Annotated in this window: 17 protein-coding genes and 1 riboswitch; of the genes, 10 read left to right on the top strand and 7 right to left on the bottom strand. The window is 42.1% G+C overall.

Features of this window, described 5'->3' with window-relative positions:
• Positions 1 to 175 precede the first annotated feature (175 nt).
• The 3 genes from MTX11_RS09655 (at position 176) to MTX11_RS09645 (ending at position 2,874) form a co-directional block, all read left to right on the top strand.
• On the top strand, positions 176 to 1,066 hold the full coding sequence (locus MTX11_RS09655; protein ID WP_004280461.1) for a sulfite exporter TauE/SafE family protein: 891 nt from the start codon (positions 176 to 178) through the stop codon (positions 1,064 to 1,066).
• A 127-nt stretch (positions 1,067 to 1,193) separates the two neighbouring features.
• Positions 1,194 to 2,285, top strand: coding sequence for a 3-deoxy-7-phosphoheptulonate synthase (locus MTX11_RS09650; protein WP_213032097.1), 1,092 nt, complete (start codon positions 1,194 to 1,196; stop codon positions 2,283 to 2,285).
• Between the two features lie 64 nt (positions 2,286 to 2,349).
• The gene (locus tag MTX11_RS09645) at positions 2,350 to 2,874 is read left to right on the top strand and encodes a protein tyrosine phosphatase family protein (RefSeq protein ID WP_005246137.1); all 525 of its coding nucleotides are present in this window, start codon (positions 2,350 to 2,352) and stop codon (positions 2,872 to 2,874) included.
• A gap of 2 nt (positions 2,875 to 2,876) precedes the next feature.
• Here MTX11_RS09645 and ispF read toward each other — a convergent pair whose 3' ends face one another.
• Positions 2,877 to 3,365, bottom strand: a complete 489-nt coding sequence (gene ispF / locus MTX11_RS09640; RefSeq protein WP_005266267.1) for a 2-C-methyl-D-erythritol 2,4-cyclodiphosphate synthase — start codon at positions 3,363 to 3,365, stop codon at positions 2,877 to 2,879.
• Positions 3,366 to 3,465: 100 nt separating this feature from the next.
• On the opposite strand from ispF, the gene MTX11_RS09635 reads away from it, so the two are divergent.
• A complete protein-coding gene (locus MTX11_RS09635) occupies positions 3,466 to 4,119 on the top strand; it encodes an A1S_1983 family putative colistin resistance protein (protein WP_243474994.1) in 654 nt (217 codons plus the stop codon).
• Positions 4,120 to 4,202: 83 nt separating this feature from the next.
• Here MTX11_RS09635 and MTX11_RS09630 read toward each other — a convergent pair whose 3' ends face one another.
• The 6 genes from MTX11_RS09630 to MTX11_RS09605 form a co-directional block, all read right to left on the bottom strand.
• A complete protein-coding gene (locus MTX11_RS09630; RefSeq protein WP_243474993.1) occupies positions 4,203 to 5,447 on the bottom strand; it encodes a D-amino acid dehydrogenase in 1,245 nt (414 codons plus the stop codon).
• A gap of 135 nt (positions 5,448 to 5,582) precedes the next feature.
• Positions 5,583 to 5,670, bottom strand: a riboswitch (glycine riboswitch).
• A 312-nt stretch (positions 5,671 to 5,982) separates the two neighbouring features.
• Positions 5,983 to 6,891, bottom strand: a complete 909-nt coding sequence (locus MTX11_RS09625) for an AEC family transporter (protein ID WP_243474992.1) — start codon at positions 6,889 to 6,891, stop codon at positions 5,983 to 5,985.
• Between the two features lie 125 nt (positions 6,892 to 7,016).
• Positions 7,017 to 7,538, bottom strand: coding sequence for a GNAT family N-acetyltransferase (locus tag MTX11_RS09620; protein ID WP_035341006.1), 522 nt, complete (start codon positions 7,536 to 7,538; stop codon positions 7,017 to 7,019).
• 66 nt (positions 7,539 to 7,604) lie between these two features.
• Positions 7,605 to 8,699 carry a chorismate synthase gene (gene aroC, locus MTX11_RS09615; protein ID WP_243474991.1) on the bottom strand — a complete coding sequence of 365 codons (1,095 nt, stop codon included), beginning with the start codon at positions 8,697 to 8,699 and terminating at the stop codon, positions 7,605 to 7,607.
• A gap of 13 nt (positions 8,700 to 8,712) precedes the next feature.
• Positions 8,713 to 9,723 carry a 50S ribosomal protein L3 N(5)-glutamine methyltransferase gene (prmB, locus tag MTX11_RS09610; protein WP_044108320.1) on the bottom strand — a complete coding sequence of 337 codons (1,011 nt, stop codon included), beginning with the start codon at positions 9,721 to 9,723 and terminating at the stop codon, positions 8,713 to 8,715.
• Between the two features lie 204 nt (positions 9,724 to 9,927).
• Entirely contained in the window at positions 9,928 to 10,314 is a 387-nt protein-coding gene (locus tag MTX11_RS09605) for a DUF1311 domain-containing protein (RefSeq protein ID WP_243474990.1), read from the bottom strand.
• 200 nt (positions 10,315 to 10,514) lie between these two features.
• Between MTX11_RS09605 and MTX11_RS09600 the strand changes: the two genes are divergently transcribed.
• The 6 genes from MTX11_RS09600 to MTX11_RS09575 all read left to right on the top strand — a co-directional run bounded on the left by MTX11_RS09600 (position 10,515) and on the right by MTX11_RS09575 (position 16,427).
• A complete protein-coding gene (locus MTX11_RS09600) occupies positions 10,515 to 10,823 on the top strand; it encodes a hypothetical protein (RefSeq protein WP_085064442.1) in 309 nt (102 codons plus the stop codon).
• 160 nt (positions 10,824 to 10,983) lie between these two features.
• Positions 10,984 to 12,360, top strand: a complete 1,377-nt coding sequence (locus MTX11_RS09595; RefSeq protein WP_243474989.1) for an ABC1 kinase family protein — start codon at positions 10,984 to 10,986, stop codon at positions 12,358 to 12,360.
• Positions 12,361 to 12,606: 246 nt separating this feature from the next.
• A complete protein-coding gene (locus MTX11_RS09590) occupies positions 12,607 to 13,893 on the top strand; it encodes an acyl-CoA dehydrogenase family protein (protein WP_171260746.1) in 1,287 nt (428 codons plus the stop codon).
• A gap of 23 nt (positions 13,894 to 13,916) precedes the next feature.
• Positions 13,917 to 15,116, top strand: a complete 1,200-nt coding sequence (locus MTX11_RS09585) for an acyl-CoA dehydrogenase family protein (RefSeq protein ID WP_243474988.1) — start codon at positions 13,917 to 13,919, stop codon at positions 15,114 to 15,116.
• Positions 15,117 to 15,229: 113 nt separating this feature from the next.
• Positions 15,230 to 15,721: a GNAT family N-acetyltransferase gene (locus MTX11_RS09580; protein ID WP_243474987.1), complete on the top strand. Its 492-nt coding sequence runs from the start codon at positions 15,230 to 15,232 to the stop codon at positions 15,719 to 15,721.
• Positions 15,722 to 15,845: 124 nt separating this feature from the next.
• Positions 15,846 to 16,427 carry a lytic transglycosylase domain-containing protein gene (locus MTX11_RS09575; RefSeq protein WP_086044746.1) on the top strand — a complete coding sequence of 194 codons (582 nt, stop codon included), beginning with the start codon at positions 15,846 to 15,848 and terminating at the stop codon, positions 16,425 to 16,427.
• Positions 16,428 to 16,891: the final 464 nt, after the last annotated feature.

The raw sequence follows: 16,891 nt of genomic DNA, 5'->3' as shown, positions 1-16,891 counted from the left end.
AAATCAATCATTATATTCGCACTTTATACATAACCCAGTGAATAAACATGAAAGATCACCTAATATTCTTCACCTAGCTTTATCTTTTTTATGCATAAGTAAATCAATAATCAAGACAACGACTTATATCCAAAAGTCATAAGATATGCTCGTTTTTTGATTTTGGCATATATGCATGTTTGGTCCGATTGAATTTATTTTAGCAGGCGTTCTGGTAGGTTTTTGTGTAGGTGTCACCGGTGTCGGTGGCGGTTCATTAATGACGCCAATTCTTATCAGTTTATTCCGGATTGAACCGCATATCGCGATTGGTACTGACCTGCTCTATGCCGCGATTTCTAAATTCTGTGGCTCGTTTGTGCATGCCAAGAAAATGAATATTGTCTGGCCGATTGTGATCTGGCTGGCCGTTGGCAGTATTCCCGCATCTTTTGCAACGCATTGGGTACTCGAGAACTATCTGAGCCAATCGACGCATTACAAAGCCGTCCTGACCATGGTCTTGGGCTTTATGCTGACTATTACCGGCTTATCCATTCTGTTTCGCACCCAGATCGAAAATCTTTTTAATAAATACAGAAAACAAGAACTACCGGATATGACGCAGGATCTGGAAAAAGTGAAGCTGCAAGCCAAAGAAAAGCGCGTTGCTATCATCATCATGGGCATTATCTTGGGCATATTTGTCACGCTATCTTCAGTGGGTGCCGGTGCATTTGGTATCATGGCACTTGTAGTGATGTTCCCGAATCTGCCGATGATTCGTATCATTGGCTCTGACGTGGTGCACGCGGTATTACTGACACTGGTCGCAGGTCTAGGTCATATGTCTTCAGGCAACGTCGATTTCATGCTGCTCATGTGGTTATTGGTGGGGTCTATTCCGGCGATTATTGTCGGCACTTTACTCAGCTCACGTATGCCGGAAAAACTGATCCGCAAAATTTTAGGTATTACCCTATTTGCGCTGGGCGTGAATTTCATGATTAATCCTGTGAAATCAAAACCGGCTCAACCTGCTGAAACAGCAATGATAATTGTGAATCAAAATTCCCCGTCCGTTTAAGTTAACTATCCGATTCATCACTTTTTTTTCAAAGAAGTATTCATCTTTTTTATAACAAAGTGACGCATCATTCATGTTATATTCGGGCTATTAAACAACCTTTTGTATGATCGAACCAGTGACGGCAATGAATACACAACAGTCAAATCCTATTTCAGCATCAGATATTGATGACGTGAATATCCACAGCATGATTCCTCTTGTAACCCCTGCTGAGCTTAAAGCAGAGTTACCGTTGACTGAAACTGCTTATCAAACCGTACTGCATGGTCGTGAAACGATTCGTAAAATTCTGGATGGTGAAGACAAACGCCTGTTCGTTGTAATTGGCCCTTGTTCTATTCACGATCCAGAGGCGGCGCATGAATATGCTGAGCGCTTAAAAGTGCTGAGCGAAAAAGTTAAAGACAGCTTATATATCGTGATGCGGGTTTATTTTGAAAAACCACGTACTACCGTAGGTTGGAAAGGTCTGATCAATGACCCAGACATGAATGATTCATTCAATATTGAAAAAGGTCTGCGTATCGGTCGCAAGCTATTACTTGAACTAAATGAAATGGGCTTGCCATGTGCCACTGAAGCACTTGATCCAAACTCGCCACAGTATTACCAAGACCTGATTTCATGGTCAGCGATTGGTGCACGTACCACAGAAAGCCAGACCCATCGTGAAATGTCTTCTGGTCTTTCTTCACCAGTCGGCTTTAAAAATGGTACTGATGGCGGTTTAACGGTCGCGACCAATGCGATGCAATCTGTGAAACATGGTCACAGCTTCCTCGGTCTGAATGATCAAGGCCAGGTGGCTGTGATTCGCACTTCAGGCAATCCTTATGCTCACGTGGTACTGCGTGGCGGTAATGGCAAGCCGAACTACGATGCAGGCTCGGTTGCCGATGCAGAAGCTGCTCTAGCCAAGGCCAAAGTCAGCACCAAGATCATGATTGATGCCAGCCACGCCAACTCTAACAAAGACCCGTACCTGCAACCACTTGTACTTAAAAACATTTCCGAACAAATTCTTGATGGAAACAAGTCAATTGTTGGTATTATGGTAGAAAGTCATCTTAAGGGTGGTCGTCAGGACATTCCGGCGAACCTGAATGATATGGAATACGGTCAATCCGTTACGGATGGCTGTATCGACTGGGAAACGACTGAAAAAGTTTTACTCGACATGCATGAGGCATTGAAAGACATTTTACCTAATCGTTAAATGATCTGACCAACGCCATCGCCAAGATGGCGTTTGCATTTCTAGAACAAGGAAAATTTATCTGATGAATGATATTGAAACGGCATTAAGCCAGATTGAGAATTTTCAGTTCATACACGAACATCTGTTTAGCTCCGGTCAACCGACCACTACCCAATTACAGCTGATGAAAGAATACGGTGTATCTACAGTCATCAATGTGGCGCTGACCGATAGCGAACAGTATCTGCCGCATGAAGATAAAATTTGCCTTGAGCTGGGACTGAACTATATTCAGGTTCCGATTTCCTGGGAAACCCCATCAGACAATCAATGCCTGCTGGTACTGGATCTGATCGATCATCTGGTAAAAGAGCAAATGGTCTGGGTACATTGTTCGCAAAACTACCATGTCAGCTGTCTGATGTATTTATATCGTCAGTACTATATGGATATCGATATGCCTACAGCACAAGAACACTTGCATCAGATCTGGGAACCAAATGAAACCTGGACCGGTTTAATGCATGCGGTTGCCCTACAGCTACAAGGTCGTAAAGCAACGCAGGAACTGGAACTTTCCCTGATTAATCCAAATTATTTTGCCTGATTTTATTTACTGTGGCTCAACAGCACGGTTGCCATCGACATAATGCCTTCCTGACGACCGGTAAAACCTAACTGTTCAGTGGTGGTGGCTTTAATACTGATTTGAGTCACATCAATATCCAAGACATCTGCAATACTTTGACGCATGGCCAAATTGTGTTTCGCCAGTTTTGGACGTTCACAGGCCACGGTAATATCGGCATTATTCAGGTGATAACCACGATCCAGAATTAGCTGATAAACATGCTTGAGTAATACCCGGCTATCTGCACCTTTAAACTCAGGATCTGTATCTGGGAAATGCTGGCCAATATCTCCGAGCGCCAAAGCACCCAACAAAGCATCACAGAGTGCATGCAGCACTACATCACCATCCGAATGTGCTTTCAGACCGTGAGTATGCGGAATTTGAATGCCTGCCAGAGTGACAAAATCACCTTCTTCAAATGCATGCACATCCAGACCCTGGCCAATACGAATTTGTGCAATCACCTTATACATCCTTTAGAAATAGCCCATTGAAATCTTGTACACTTGCTTTCTATTTCGCTATAGTTAGACCAAGCGTAACACAGTGAAAGTATAAGCGATCATGCTACTGAAAACTGATATAAATATGTTGAAAATAATTGGCCTGATGCTCGGTCTGGGGATGATTTCTACAGGTAGCTCGGCGATCACACTAAACTGTAGCGATGACAGCCAAAAAACGGCTGCCATGAATAAAGTCTGCTCAGCATCGCTGGCTGAATCTCGTGCAAAACTCGCAGACCAATACTTTACTGCTTTTCTGATTACCGATGCGCCTGTGCGCTTATTGCAAGATAGCCAACAATTATGGGCGACCCGTTTACAGCAATGCAAAACGCTAGACTGTTTTAAACAGCAGTTTGAATGGCGTTTAGATGATTTAAATGTCTATATTTCACTGAATCAAAGTCTGACCCAGCATTATATTAAGTTTGAACAGGGACAAATCGCCAAGCAGCCTGTACATCTCAAGATTCATCAACTGACCAAAGACCGGATCAAGATTGAAGGCCTAGCCTACCGTAATCCGAATAACCGGACCGAGAAACAGATCATTCCTTTTTTAGCCTATACTACGCCTGAGACAAAAAACCAGATCACCGATAACGAAAATGACTGCCGCTATGAGTTTAACTATAGTAAAGCCATTTTAGCGGTCAGTAGCCAGCAAAAAGGCTGTGATCGTTTTACCGGTATTTATCGACTATATGATTGATTTATTTTGAAAAATATTATAATTTATCGTTATATAAAATGAGATTTTTGGTGTAAAAAATAGCCCGCAAGCGGGCTATCAATTTAAGCAGGATAGTATTGCGCAATTTCCTGACTGATCATTGCAGCCGTTGCAGCTGATAAAGTCCAGCCCAGATGACCATGCCCGGTATTGTAAAAGACCCGCTCATGTTTGCCACGGCGTACCACAGGCATCATATTTGGCATCATTGGGCGTAAGCCCGCCCAAGGCACCACATGCTCAGTACACAGGTCAAAATTACGATTGGTCCAGTCAATTAAAGGTTGAATCCGGTCAGCACGAATATCTCGGTTATAGCCATTAAACTCGGCTGTTCCTGCAACACGCAAACGATCCTTGCCTAGACGTGACAAGACAATTTTGGCGCTTTCATCTAGCAGACTGACCCAAGGTGCGTTGTTCTGGCTCTGCTCATCATTGAGTTGCACGGTAATCGAGTAGCCTTTGACTGGATAAACATTGACCCGTTCACCAAGAATCTCAGCCAGTTGATAACTGCCAACCCCTGCACAGACCACTATGGCATCTGCATTAATTTCTAGAATATCATCTGGAGAGGAATTGACATTTTCAGTACTGGGTTTGCATTTAACCCGAATATTCTGAGCCTGATGATCAACAGCGAAAACATCTTGACCAAATTCGAATTTCACACCTTTTTGCATACAGGCTTTGGCCAGACCAGTACTAAATTTATGAATATCCCCGGTGGCATCGCTCTGACAGTAAAATCCCGCATAATAATCGCCAGTTAATGCAGGTTCGATCTGCTTAATTTCTGCATTGGAAATTGCATTGCGCTCCAGACCACCGCTACACAACAGATCATTGACTTTGATCGCAACATCATAATCCGTTTTGTTATGATAAAAATGTAAAATTCCACGTTTTTCTAAATTGAAATCAATATTTTCTGTTTCGGCAATTTCAAATAAGCGTGCTCTTGCCAGTAAAGCCAGCCGTACAGTCTCTCGGGTATTGGCTTCATAATGTTTGATATTGCCCAGAAATTCCATGAGCCAGCTGTATTTATGCACACTGAAAGAAGGATTGAGCAAAAGTGGTGCGGTTTTTTGTGACATCCATTTGATGCCTTTGAGTACCGTGGCTTTCTGGTTCCATACTTCGGCATTACAGGCAGAAAGCTGGCCGCCATTGGCAAAGGATGTTTCCATTGCCGGATAAAGATGCCGATCAACCACAGTCACTTGATAGCCTGATTGTGCCAGCTCATAAGCTGTGGTTACTCCGGTAATACCGGCCCCAATCACCACGACATGACGCATAGACACCTCCTTGATTATATTGATGTCTTTTCCCATCTGTCATGTGTACCTGAGAGCTTCGGTAGATACATTGCACATCAATGCGGCCACCTTCCCCTTCGGTGAGTGATTGAACACTTCTCTCCAGAGTTTTTATCCATTATCACAGTCCTTTTGCCTGAGAGTTTCCTGGGAACTTGCTCCTTCGGCGAATGCAGAAGCATCTCTCTCCTGCAATAATGTTTTATTATCATGAGCAATTTATATACCATTTTTAGGAAAAACACAGTTTTTATTTATGTTAATTCACGTGAATTTATCTGTGATTCTTTTTAATTAAGAGCATACATGGGTGATGGAGGATATTGCCTAGATATCAAATTTTTAGATTTTGCTGTCCTAAGTAAAATGAGCAAGTTCTATCCTTTATAAAATTCCAGAACTTATTTAATTTTGGCGCTTAAATAGAACTCAACATTTGCTTAGGCTATTTTAATAATTCAAAGTATATGTCATCCAAAGCAAAATTTAGACTTTTATCATTTATTCTAGAATTTTAGATAATCCAAGAAAGCATCAGTACTAAGCTTCCTGCTGCGACCACTGTTTGTACACTGATAATACTAGCCATTAACTCACTATCGCCACCATACACCCGGGTTAAGACATACGAAGCTGAGGCGGTAGGAAGTGCAAAGAACAAGACCAATACCTGAGTAGTTAATGCATCAATCTGGAAAATTTTACACACTAAAAATGCAATCAGCGGCATTCCGAACAGGCGACCAAAGGTTATCAGGCTGAGTGGCAATACATCACGCTGAAAACCCTGAAACTGTAAGGCTGCTCCCACACACATCAAACCGAGCGGCAAACTGCACAGTGCAATCTGTTTAAGGAACTGCTCTGTTCCAGTCCAGAGTGACAAACCGGAAAGATTAAATAAACCACCGACAATACAGCCCAGAATTAATGGGTTTTTAGCCAAGCCGAGAATAATTTTGGTGAGCTGCATTTCGTGATTACGGGTAAATGCCAGTACCGATAAGACATTCACCAAAGGAATACACAGCACCATGATCACCGCGAAAATAGTCATACCCTGCTGCTGAAATAAGGCACTGACAGCAGCAAGGCCAATATAGGTGTTAAAGCGTAGTAAACCTTGGACATACACGCCGAAACGCGCATAAGATATCTGGTAAATATGACGCAAAATATACAATGCAATACTGACCACAGCCATAATGCTAAATACAACCAGCACCACATCTTCAATGACTGCCATTTGAATCTTGGCAGTGGCCAGATTTAAAAATAGCATCACTGGAAACAGTGCATAATAATTTAACTTTTCTGCGCCTCGCCAGAAATCATCACTCAACCATTGCCTGCGCTTAAGTAAATAGCCAAAGCTGATCAGTCCGATGAGAGGAAATAAAGAAGTTAAAATAATATGCAGCATATGACATCCTGGTCTGTTTTCTGCCTAATCTTAAGTCACTTAGACTGAACAGAAAACTTAGCATGTTCAGGAGCTTTCCCACTACTCAATTTAAGTGGCAAAAAGCTTGAATTTTCATCAACTAATCATATTGATTTGCTGATTTTTTCTAAAATCAGCAAATGTAACGGAATCAACGGTTCTCCGACATTTTGACCCAGTGGATATGCTTCAATCTTTTCAGTCAGCTGATAGCCACGGCGCTGATAATATGCCAGCAGTTCAATACGGACATTTAATACTGACATCTGAATCACTTTCTTCTTAAATATTTCGAAAATATGGGATTCGGCAAAGTCCAATAATTGCTTGCCATAACCCGAGTTTTGCTCAGCAGGTGCAACAGCAAAGCTTCCAATCTCTGCTACTTGCTGTCCTAAGCTCACGCCAATACAACCAAGAAGCTTATTATCAATTTCCAACACAAAGAGCTGAAAATTTTCTAAATTGAGCAAGTCATATAACTGTTTTTCTTGAATACGATCACCTTGGATCATTCCTGCCTCAGTCGTCCATCCATCCAGAGTACGATAAGCTGTATTAATCAGTATGGTAAGTTGCTGAATATCAGCCTTGCTTGCCAATCGTATATTTTTATAGTGATTCATTTTATAAATAAAAAAGTCAGACCGAAGTCTGACTTTAAAACAATTTCACTTTAAAGTTAAAGCAAATTATTTAGGTTCAATCGGTGCAAATGGCGCAACAACATCGGCATTTTGCGCACGGTGACGCATGAAATGATCCATGAGCACAATCGCCAGCATCGCTTCAGCAATCGGGGTTGCACGCACGCCCACGCAAGGATCATGACGGCCTTTGGTCAGTACATCAGTATCTTCACGCTCAATATTGATGGTTTTACACGGCGTGGTAATAGACGCAGTTGGCTTCAAGGCAATCGCAACACGAATGTCCTGACCGCTAGAAATACCACCTAGAATACCGCCAGCATGATTGGCCAGGAAGCCTTCTGTGGTGAGTTCATCACGGCTTTCATGACCAAACTGTTCAGCGACGCCAAAGCCATCACCGATTTCTACACCTTTAACGGCATTAATCGACATCATGGCATGGGCAATATCTGCATCTAAACGGTCAAATACAGGCTCGCCCCAACCCACAGGTACTTTAGATGCAATGATCTCGAGTTTAGCGCCACAACTGGTGCCTTGCTCACGCAAAGACGTGACCAGCGCTTCAAAACGTGGTACTGCATCCACGTCACCACAGAAAAACGGATTGTTTGGAACTTCATTCCAGTCCAGTTTTTCTGCTTTTTCTTTACCGATTTGGGTTACATGACCGCGAATCTCAATACCAAATTTCTCAAAAAGGAATTTCTTGGCAATGGCACCCGCTGCAACACGCATTGCCGTTTCACGCGCACTTGAACGGCCGCCACCACGATAATCACGGAAACCATACTTTTGGGTATAGGTATAGTCAGCATGACCCGGGCGGAAAGTTTGTGCGATATTGCCGTAGTCTTTCGATTTTTGATCCGTATTACGAATTAACAAACCAATTGAAGTACCGGTCGTTTTACCCTCAAACACACCGGAAATAATTTCTACTTCATCGGGTTCTTTACGCTGGGTTGCAAATTTCGATGTACCCGGCTTACGACGGTCCAGATCTTTTTGCAAATCAGCTTCAGTCAGCTCAATGCCGGGTGGAACCCCATCGATGATTGCCATCAGGCCAACACCGTGAGATTCACCACAAGTCGTTACACGGAACAGTTGCCCTATACTATTACCTGCCATGTCAAACGACTCCTTATGCTTGAATAGACTGAATAAATAAATCGCGGTAAGTACGGCATTGCTCTGCAGTCAATGCAAAGATACCAGTACCACCTTTCTGGAATTGTAACCAGTAGAAATCGACTGAATTAAAGTTTTGGCGCATTGCCCATTCTGAGTTACCCACTTCAATCACGATCAGGCCATTCTCAGTCAGATAATCTGCAGCTTGAGCCAGCATTTTACGCACCAGATCCAGACCATCCTGACCTGCAGCAAGCGCAAGTTCAGGCTCATGATGGAATTCCTCAGGCAAATCAGCCATATCTTCCGCATCGACATACGGCGGATTAGATACGATTAAATCGTATTGATTTTCGGCTGGAATTTTTTCGAACAAATCCGATTCAAGTAATGCGATCTGATATTGCTTGTCATGATGCTCAGTATTGATTTGCGCAACTTCCAATGCTTCTTTAGAAATATCGGTGGCATCTACTTCCGCTTCAGGGAAAGCATAAGCCAAGGCAATTGCGATACAGCCGGAACCGGTACACATATCTAGAATGCGTTGTGGTGTCTTCGGATTCGGGTTTTCCGGCAAGTTATTCACCGCTTCACCCATTTGACCATGTTCGCCCAGGCAATACGGGGCGAAACGGTTTTGAATCAGTTCAGCAATCGGTGAACGTGGAATCAGCACACGCTCATCAACATAGTAGGGTTTGCCGTCAAAGTAAGCCAGGTTCAATAAATATGAAGTCGGTACTTTTTCATTAATACGGCGTTCCAGCAGACTTAAAAATTCGGCTTTTTCACTTGGCAATAATTTGGCATCTAAAATTTCAGCGTCCGCTTTCCATTCTAGTGACAGGGTTTGCAGCACTAGCGCTGAACTTTCAGCAAAATAATCTTCTGTGCCTTGGCCCAAATGTGCATCGTATTGACGTAATGCTGTCACACCAAAACGAATAAAATCACGAATGGTGGTTAAATTTTCAGCGGCTTCCTGCATATGTTCAGGGCTAATAGTCGGTCGATCCACTTAAGGCGTCTCCAAGGTCATTTTTTTAAACGCCTTATGATACCTTGTTTTGCCTGCTTTTATAATGCTAAAAGCATGAAAAACACGAATTCTCTATGCCCACAAAAATTATAAAACTCCTGTATTTGTGAGCGATTATTCAGATAAATGTTTACTTTATTCAGGGATGTTTCTGTTAAATGTCGATGCTAATACTATGATGATTTATCGGAACCCGGACGCATAAGAGCGGGATTGATAAAGATTGGCCTGATCCATGATCAAAGCCAGCATACATTGACCCTGTTGCTGCTTGGCATATTTTCCTGACATTCTAAAGTTACATTGCTGGGCCAGTTTACGCTCCCACAATACATGCTGACTGCGGATAACTGCAGTCTGATTCGGATTCAATTTAAGATAAGTTTTATAGTTTTTCTTCAAACGTTTATTATGAAATTTCAGCTCTTTTTCCAAGCATTTTTCAGCTTTGGGTGTATTACCATAACTAAAATTCATGCACTGTGTATATTCCTTAGAATACCCAACAGCAGCTTGTGTCTGAACCGCAGTACCCGCAAAAATTGCAACTAAAAACCATGCAAGACGCATAACTTCCCCTTGACCGAAACCGGTACAATCCCAATAAATGTTTAACAATCAATATTGTTTAAATTATCCACTGATATTAACGCAGTCCGGACAAAAATCCTATGCCTTTCTCGGACTGAAAGATTAAACAGTTGCACAATTGAAAATTGGCCCATGACCCACATATAATCCGCATTCAATCTTCAAATGAGCCCAGATCTATGAGCTATAAGCACAATAATCTTATGGCGATGCGCCAGAATTACTGGAATGATCAAGCCTCCAGTCAGGTGCAGCAAGAAAAGGTATTTTTGCAGTCGACCTTAATGCAGCATGGCGTATTTACCGATGCGACACTGGAAGATGCCAAATATCTGTTTTTTGGCTTGCCTAGTATTGTGATTGTAAAAGGCTATGCTTTGGGCTTTATGCATGACAGCGTACAGCGCCTGATTCATCAACATATTCAAACAAATAAACAACAGTTACAACAACGATCTGAATTAAAAATCCAATTTCAAATGGCATAATGCCCTGTCTAAACTGATACAAGTTGGTGAATAAATGAAAGCTTGCCTAGCTTTTACTATGAATTCAGCGGCTTAAACTTTTTTAATACGTGCAGAAACGCTACTATCCCTTACAATGATTTATTCTGCTTCATGCTGATGATGAAAGGATCGAGTTTACATGTCAGATCAGAACGATAAGCTTAAACAACTGAAAACCTCCTCTATGGATCGACGCTTATCGATCGCAAAGGCATCCTTGCTGGCAGGCACGCGTTGGGCAGCTTCTAGTGCAAGCTCCATATTCTCAAGCGAAGAAGAAAAAGAAAAGAAACGTAAAAAAGCCATGAAAGAACAGGCCGATTATCTGGTAGCAGAAATTGGCAAGCTGAAAGGGTCTATCGTTAAAATTGGCCAGATGATGGCACTGTATGGTGAGCATTTTCTGCCAGAAGAAGTCACTCAAGCTCTAAATACCCTGAACAATCAGACGGTGGCATTGGCATGGCCAGCCATCAAGACCCAGTTACAGCAACAACTCGGTTCAAAACTCGACGATCTCACCATTGATCATGAACCTTTGGGCACAGCTTCTTTGGCACAGGTACATCGCGCTACCCGAAAATCTGATGGCATGGAACTGGTGTTAAAAATTCAGTATCCGGGTGTGGCAGAAGCCATTGATTCGGATATGAGCCTGTTTAAAAACATGCTGAAATTGACTCGCATCGTGCCGCAGACCCGCGAATTCGACCAGTGGTTCGATGAAGTCCGTGAGATGATGCACCGTGAAGTAAATTATCAGATTGAAGCAGATACCACGCGTCGTTTTGCGGCGCGTTTAAAAGATGATCCTCGTTATATCGTCCCAACCATTATTAATGAATATTGCTCAGATCGTGTGCTATGCATGACTTTTGAACGTGGTGTGCCGATCAATAGCCCGGTAATGTTATCCTTGCCCCAAGAACGCCGCAACCTGTTAGGTGAAGCGTCACTGGAAATTGCAGTGCGTGAAATCTTCGAATGGGGCGAGATGCAAACCGATCCGAACTTTGGTAATTATCTGGTTCGTCTGGGCAATGGCGCAGATGTGCACGACAAGATCATTCTGCTCGACTTTGGCGCGATCCGCCAGTTTGACCAGCATCTGCTCAGTGTTGCGCGTAACCTGATCCAGGCAGGCTATCATCATGACTCGGATATGATGGTCAAGGCGATGACTGGTTATGAGTTTTTTGATTCGATTCCGCAAAGCATCAAACCGGATATGGCCAAAGTCTTTTTACTGGCCACCGAAGCGTTTAGTTCACCGCTAAATAATCAAGAATTGCCAGCTGGCATCATGGATGAACATAATCGCTATGACTGGAAAAAAAGCCAGCTACATAGCCGTGTGATGCAACAGGCATCGAGATCTATGGCTTCACGTTATTTCAGTGTTCCACCCAAAGAATTTATGTTTATTAGCCGTAAATTTATTGGTGCCTATACTTTTATGACCGTGATTGATGCCAAAACCAATGTGCGTGCCATGATTAGACATCATCTCTCTTAAAATAAAATCTGCATCAAAAAGACCCGGATGATTTTGTCATTCGGGTCAATTTTTAGACATATTCGATTTTTTATATTTTTATCTTTCTTTTATTTTTCATTAATTTATTCCTCCATTTCTTCAATCCCCGAAACCTAAAAATTGTCAATCATTTGTGTCAGGGATGACATGGTTTTATCTCTGAGTGCATGTCAGTATTAAAAAAAATGACGTGACAACACCTTTAGGATAATCAGAATGAATAATATGGTAAATAAAGCCCAAGGATTTGGCTTGTCCATACTGACCAAAATCGCGGGTAGCGAAGTATTAGACCAATTAAAACTGCGTAAATTTGTTGAAAAATCGCTTTATCAAAGTTCAAAAGCAGGATTCAAAACACTGAGTCAAACCCAGAAAATCCTGAAATCTGGCCAGAAGATTCAAAAACAACGTCTCCCGCATCAGTCTAAATCCTTATTTGATCTAAACCTGACTGAAGAGCAGCAAATGACCTGTAATGCCATGCAGCAATTTGCCCAAGAGGTGCTGTATCCCTTGGCGCATAATGCAGATCAGCATGAATTATTTCCCCATGAACTCTCGCAATACAGCACTGATTTAGGTTTGAATTTCTATGCCCTGCCTGAAGCATTGGGGGGCGTTGCATCGGAACAGAATATCGTCAGCAATATTTTAATCGCTCAACATTTGGCTCAGGGTGATTTCAGTCTGACGGCTGGCTTACTTTCGACTTTTAGTGTCATTAACGCCATTACCCGCTGGGGCTCAGAGCAGATTCAGGCAGAATATCTGGGCGCTTTCGCAGAGAATCCTGAGTTAAAGGCCACCTTTGCAGTACAGGAAAAAACAGCAGCGTTTAACCCGGAGCAACTTAAAACCAAGGCTGTTGCACATCAGGGACATTATCTAATTCTGGGTGAAAAGACCTTAGTGCTCTTGGGAGAAAGTGCCGATCTGTATCTGGTCAGTGCTGATCTGGATGGCAGAGCTGAGGTCTTTGTGGTGCAACGCGACAGTACCATCACTGCGAAAAAATCGCCGGCTATGGGTTTAAAGGCCACTGAAACCGTTACGCTCAAATTTGAAAATACTCCAGCTCAACGTCTGGGAGATAAAGATTTTGATTATGCAGCTTTTGTTGATCTGGGTAATTTAATGTGGTGTGCGATGGCGGTGGGCACCTGTGAAGCAGTCAAAAAATACTGTGTGCAATACGCCAATGACCGTATTGCCTTTGGCGAACCGATTTCTCATCGTCAGAGTGTCGCCTTTATGATTGCTGATATGGCCATTGAAATTGACGCTATGCAAATGTTGATCATGAATGCCGCTAGTCTGGCTGAATCGGGACAAAACTTTCATCGTGAAGCCTATCTGGCCCGTCTGCTCTGCGCAGAAAAATCCATGAAAATCGGCACCGATGGTGTACAGATTTTGGGTGGTCATGGTTTCACCAAAGAACATCCGGTAGAACGCTGGTATAGAGACCTGAGAGCCACTGCCATTCTCCATTCTGGCTTGCATGCCTGATCAAAACATAAAGAAGAACAATAATGAATCTACAAACTCCAAAAAAATTCAAGCTTTTGATTGATCAAGCACATGAAGTTGCCCTCAATGTTTTGCGCCCTATTTCACGTAAATATGACAAGGCTGAACACGCTTATCCGATAGAGCTAGACATGCTCGCTTCAGTCGTGGATGGCATGAACCAAGGTAGTGAAGGCATGAATGCAGGTGCAGCAGTCAATAAACGTGGCGATGCAGACAGCAGCAATAAAAATGGCATTAATATGTCTACCGCCCTGAGCATTATTGAAATGTGTTATGGCGATACTGGTTTATTACTTTCGATGCCACGTCAAGGATTAGGAAACTCAGCCATTGCAGCCGTTGCCAATGAGGAACAATTACAGCGTTTTCACGGGACTTGGGCAGCCATGGCGATTACCGAGTCAGGCTGTGGTTCAGACTCTGCGGCGATTCGTACCACTGCGACTAAAGACGGTGATGACTATATTCTGAATGGTGAGAAGATTTTTGTAACATCCGGAGATCGTGCTGATGCAGTGGTCGTTTGGGCCACTCTGGATAAAAAGCTGGGACGATCAGCCATTAAATCATTTGTGGTGACCAAAGGTACTCCAGGAATGAAGGTTGAACGACTGGAACATAAATTAGGGATTAAATCATCCGATACTGCCACGATTAGCTTTATCAACTGTCGAGTACCTGCAGCAAACCTGCTCGGTCATGCAGAAATCGATGTTGCTAAAGGCTTTGCTGGCGTGATGGAAACCTTTGATAATACTCGCCCGCTGGTCGCCGCCATGGCGATTGGTTGTGCGAAAGCCTCGCTGGAACGCATCAAGGAGATTTTTAAGGATCAGCTGGACTCCACTTATGCCACACCGTATTTACAAAGCTCTAATATCGCAGCACAAATCTATCATATGGAAGCTGAATGGGAAGCAGCACGCTTGCTGATGCTGAAAGCCGCCTGGATGGCCGATAATCACAAACCAAATTCACGTGAAGCATCTATTGCCAAAGCCAAGGCCGGTCGGATCGATAATGAAATTACCTTAAAATGTGTCGAACTGGCAGCAGCCATTGGTTATAACGAAACTGAACTTTTGGAAAAATGGGCGCGTGATTCCAAGATTCTGGATATTTTTGAAGGCACCCAGCAAATTCAGCAACTGATTATTGCCCGTCGGGAATTAGGAAAATCATCGAGCGAATTAAAATAATGATTGCTCATTAAATAGCGAATTAAACTTATCTAAATTGAATAAACGATGGCTTTTTTAAGCATTTAGCGTTATAAAAATTCATCGTTTTTTCAAAATAAAATCAGTCTAATATGTACTCTATTCGTCCCATTCAGCCTGAAGATAATGCTCAAATTGCAAGCATTATTCGTGGTGTTTCCCAAGAGTTTGGACTGGCAGCAGAATCTGGTTTTGCCGTAGGTGATTCTATTCTAGATGAACTATATCAAGTTTATCAGCAACCGGAATCAGCTTACTGGGTTATTGTGGATCAACAAAATAAAATTTACGGTGGTGGTGGAATTGCGCCATTAAAAGGTAATGCAACTATTTTAGAAATTCAGAAAATGTACTTTTTACCTGAAATTCGTCAGCAAGGTTTTGCCAAAAAAATTTTAGAATTATCCTTTGAATTTGCACAGACTCATCAGATTAAGTCAGTCTATCTAGAAACAACTAAAGCGCTTTGGCAAGCGGTGAAACTCTATGAAAAATTAGGTTTTCAGCACCTTGATCACCCTGAAGGCAATACCGGACATAGTGAAGCCTGTGAAATCTGGATGCTAAAAAACCTTTCAACTTAGAGATTTTTTAGTAGATAGATAAAGTTTGTACATTAATAAAGTGCTTTCATCAGCAGCGAGCTTGACTCTTGTATATAGGCTGCCTAACATCGAAATACGTTTATTCAGGCATGGAATTCACAGTTTGTTTTTTTCTCATCTATTAAATCCAATTAAATCTAAACGTTCACTATTTAATTCTCATTCTTTTAAATTTTCTTCTATTTTATTGAGCACTTTTCTTTTTGCGGGTTGCTCATCTTTGGGCGGAGGCTCGGTAGAAAAGCGCGCAGCTAAATTATCTAAAGGCATTCAAACTGCTTACTCCACCCCATCCAGTACAGCTAATCGTGTTTCACCTTTAATTGTTCAACATGCACAAAATCAAGGTGTAGATCCGCTCCTAGTGGCGGCTGTGATTCATCAGGAATCTACTTATCGTAGCCAAGCAACTTCGCCAGCAGGTGCGGTAGGCTTGATGCAAGTGATTCCAAGATATTGGCAACAAACCTGCCCAGGTGATTTATACAATGAAAGCAGTAATATCCAATGTGGTACATATATTCTTTCTAAATATAATCAATCATCCGGTGACTGGAAGAAAGCGCTTGCCTATTATAATGTAGGTCCGTCAGGTTATGAAAATAATCGTAAAATGCGTAAACAAGGTAAACGTTATGCCAACCAAGTAAAACAGCATAAAAAAATGCTAAAAGACTCTCTCTAATGACTGAATAAAGAGAATTAATTTAACCATACTTAGGCTATTTTATTTAATATTTGGTAAATAGTAATCGCTAATTGTGTCCATTAAAGTTTTTACCATGAAAGTATACCTACAACCTATTAATCTCAGCCATGATATATATATTCAGCTAAAATAGTCTGCAATAAAAAACCAGCGATTCGCTGGTTTTTTATTTTGTAAGGTTTATAAGATCAGCTTGTAAACTCTTATAGCGCTAGTTTTACAGAGATCCCAATAGGTCAAACAAATTAACAGGAATTCTCTGTCTCAGAAGAATCTGATCAACTTTGAGATATAGATATGTTAAATATCTTATCTAAAATTCCACGCACAAAAAAATCCCCCTCTGCTTTGGCCGAGGGGGATTTTCGAATAATGAGCTGGCGATGACTTACTCTCACATGGGTAACCCCACACTACCATCAGCGCTAAGAGGTTTCACT

Source organism: Acinetobacter lwoffii (assembly GCF_022809915.1).
GTDB lineage: Bacteria > Pseudomonadota > Gammaproteobacteria > Pseudomonadales > Moraxellaceae > Acinetobacter > Acinetobacter lwoffii_M.
The sequence above is the reverse complement of the archived record's forward strand: the minus strand, read 5'-3'. Positions and strand labels throughout refer to the sequence as shown.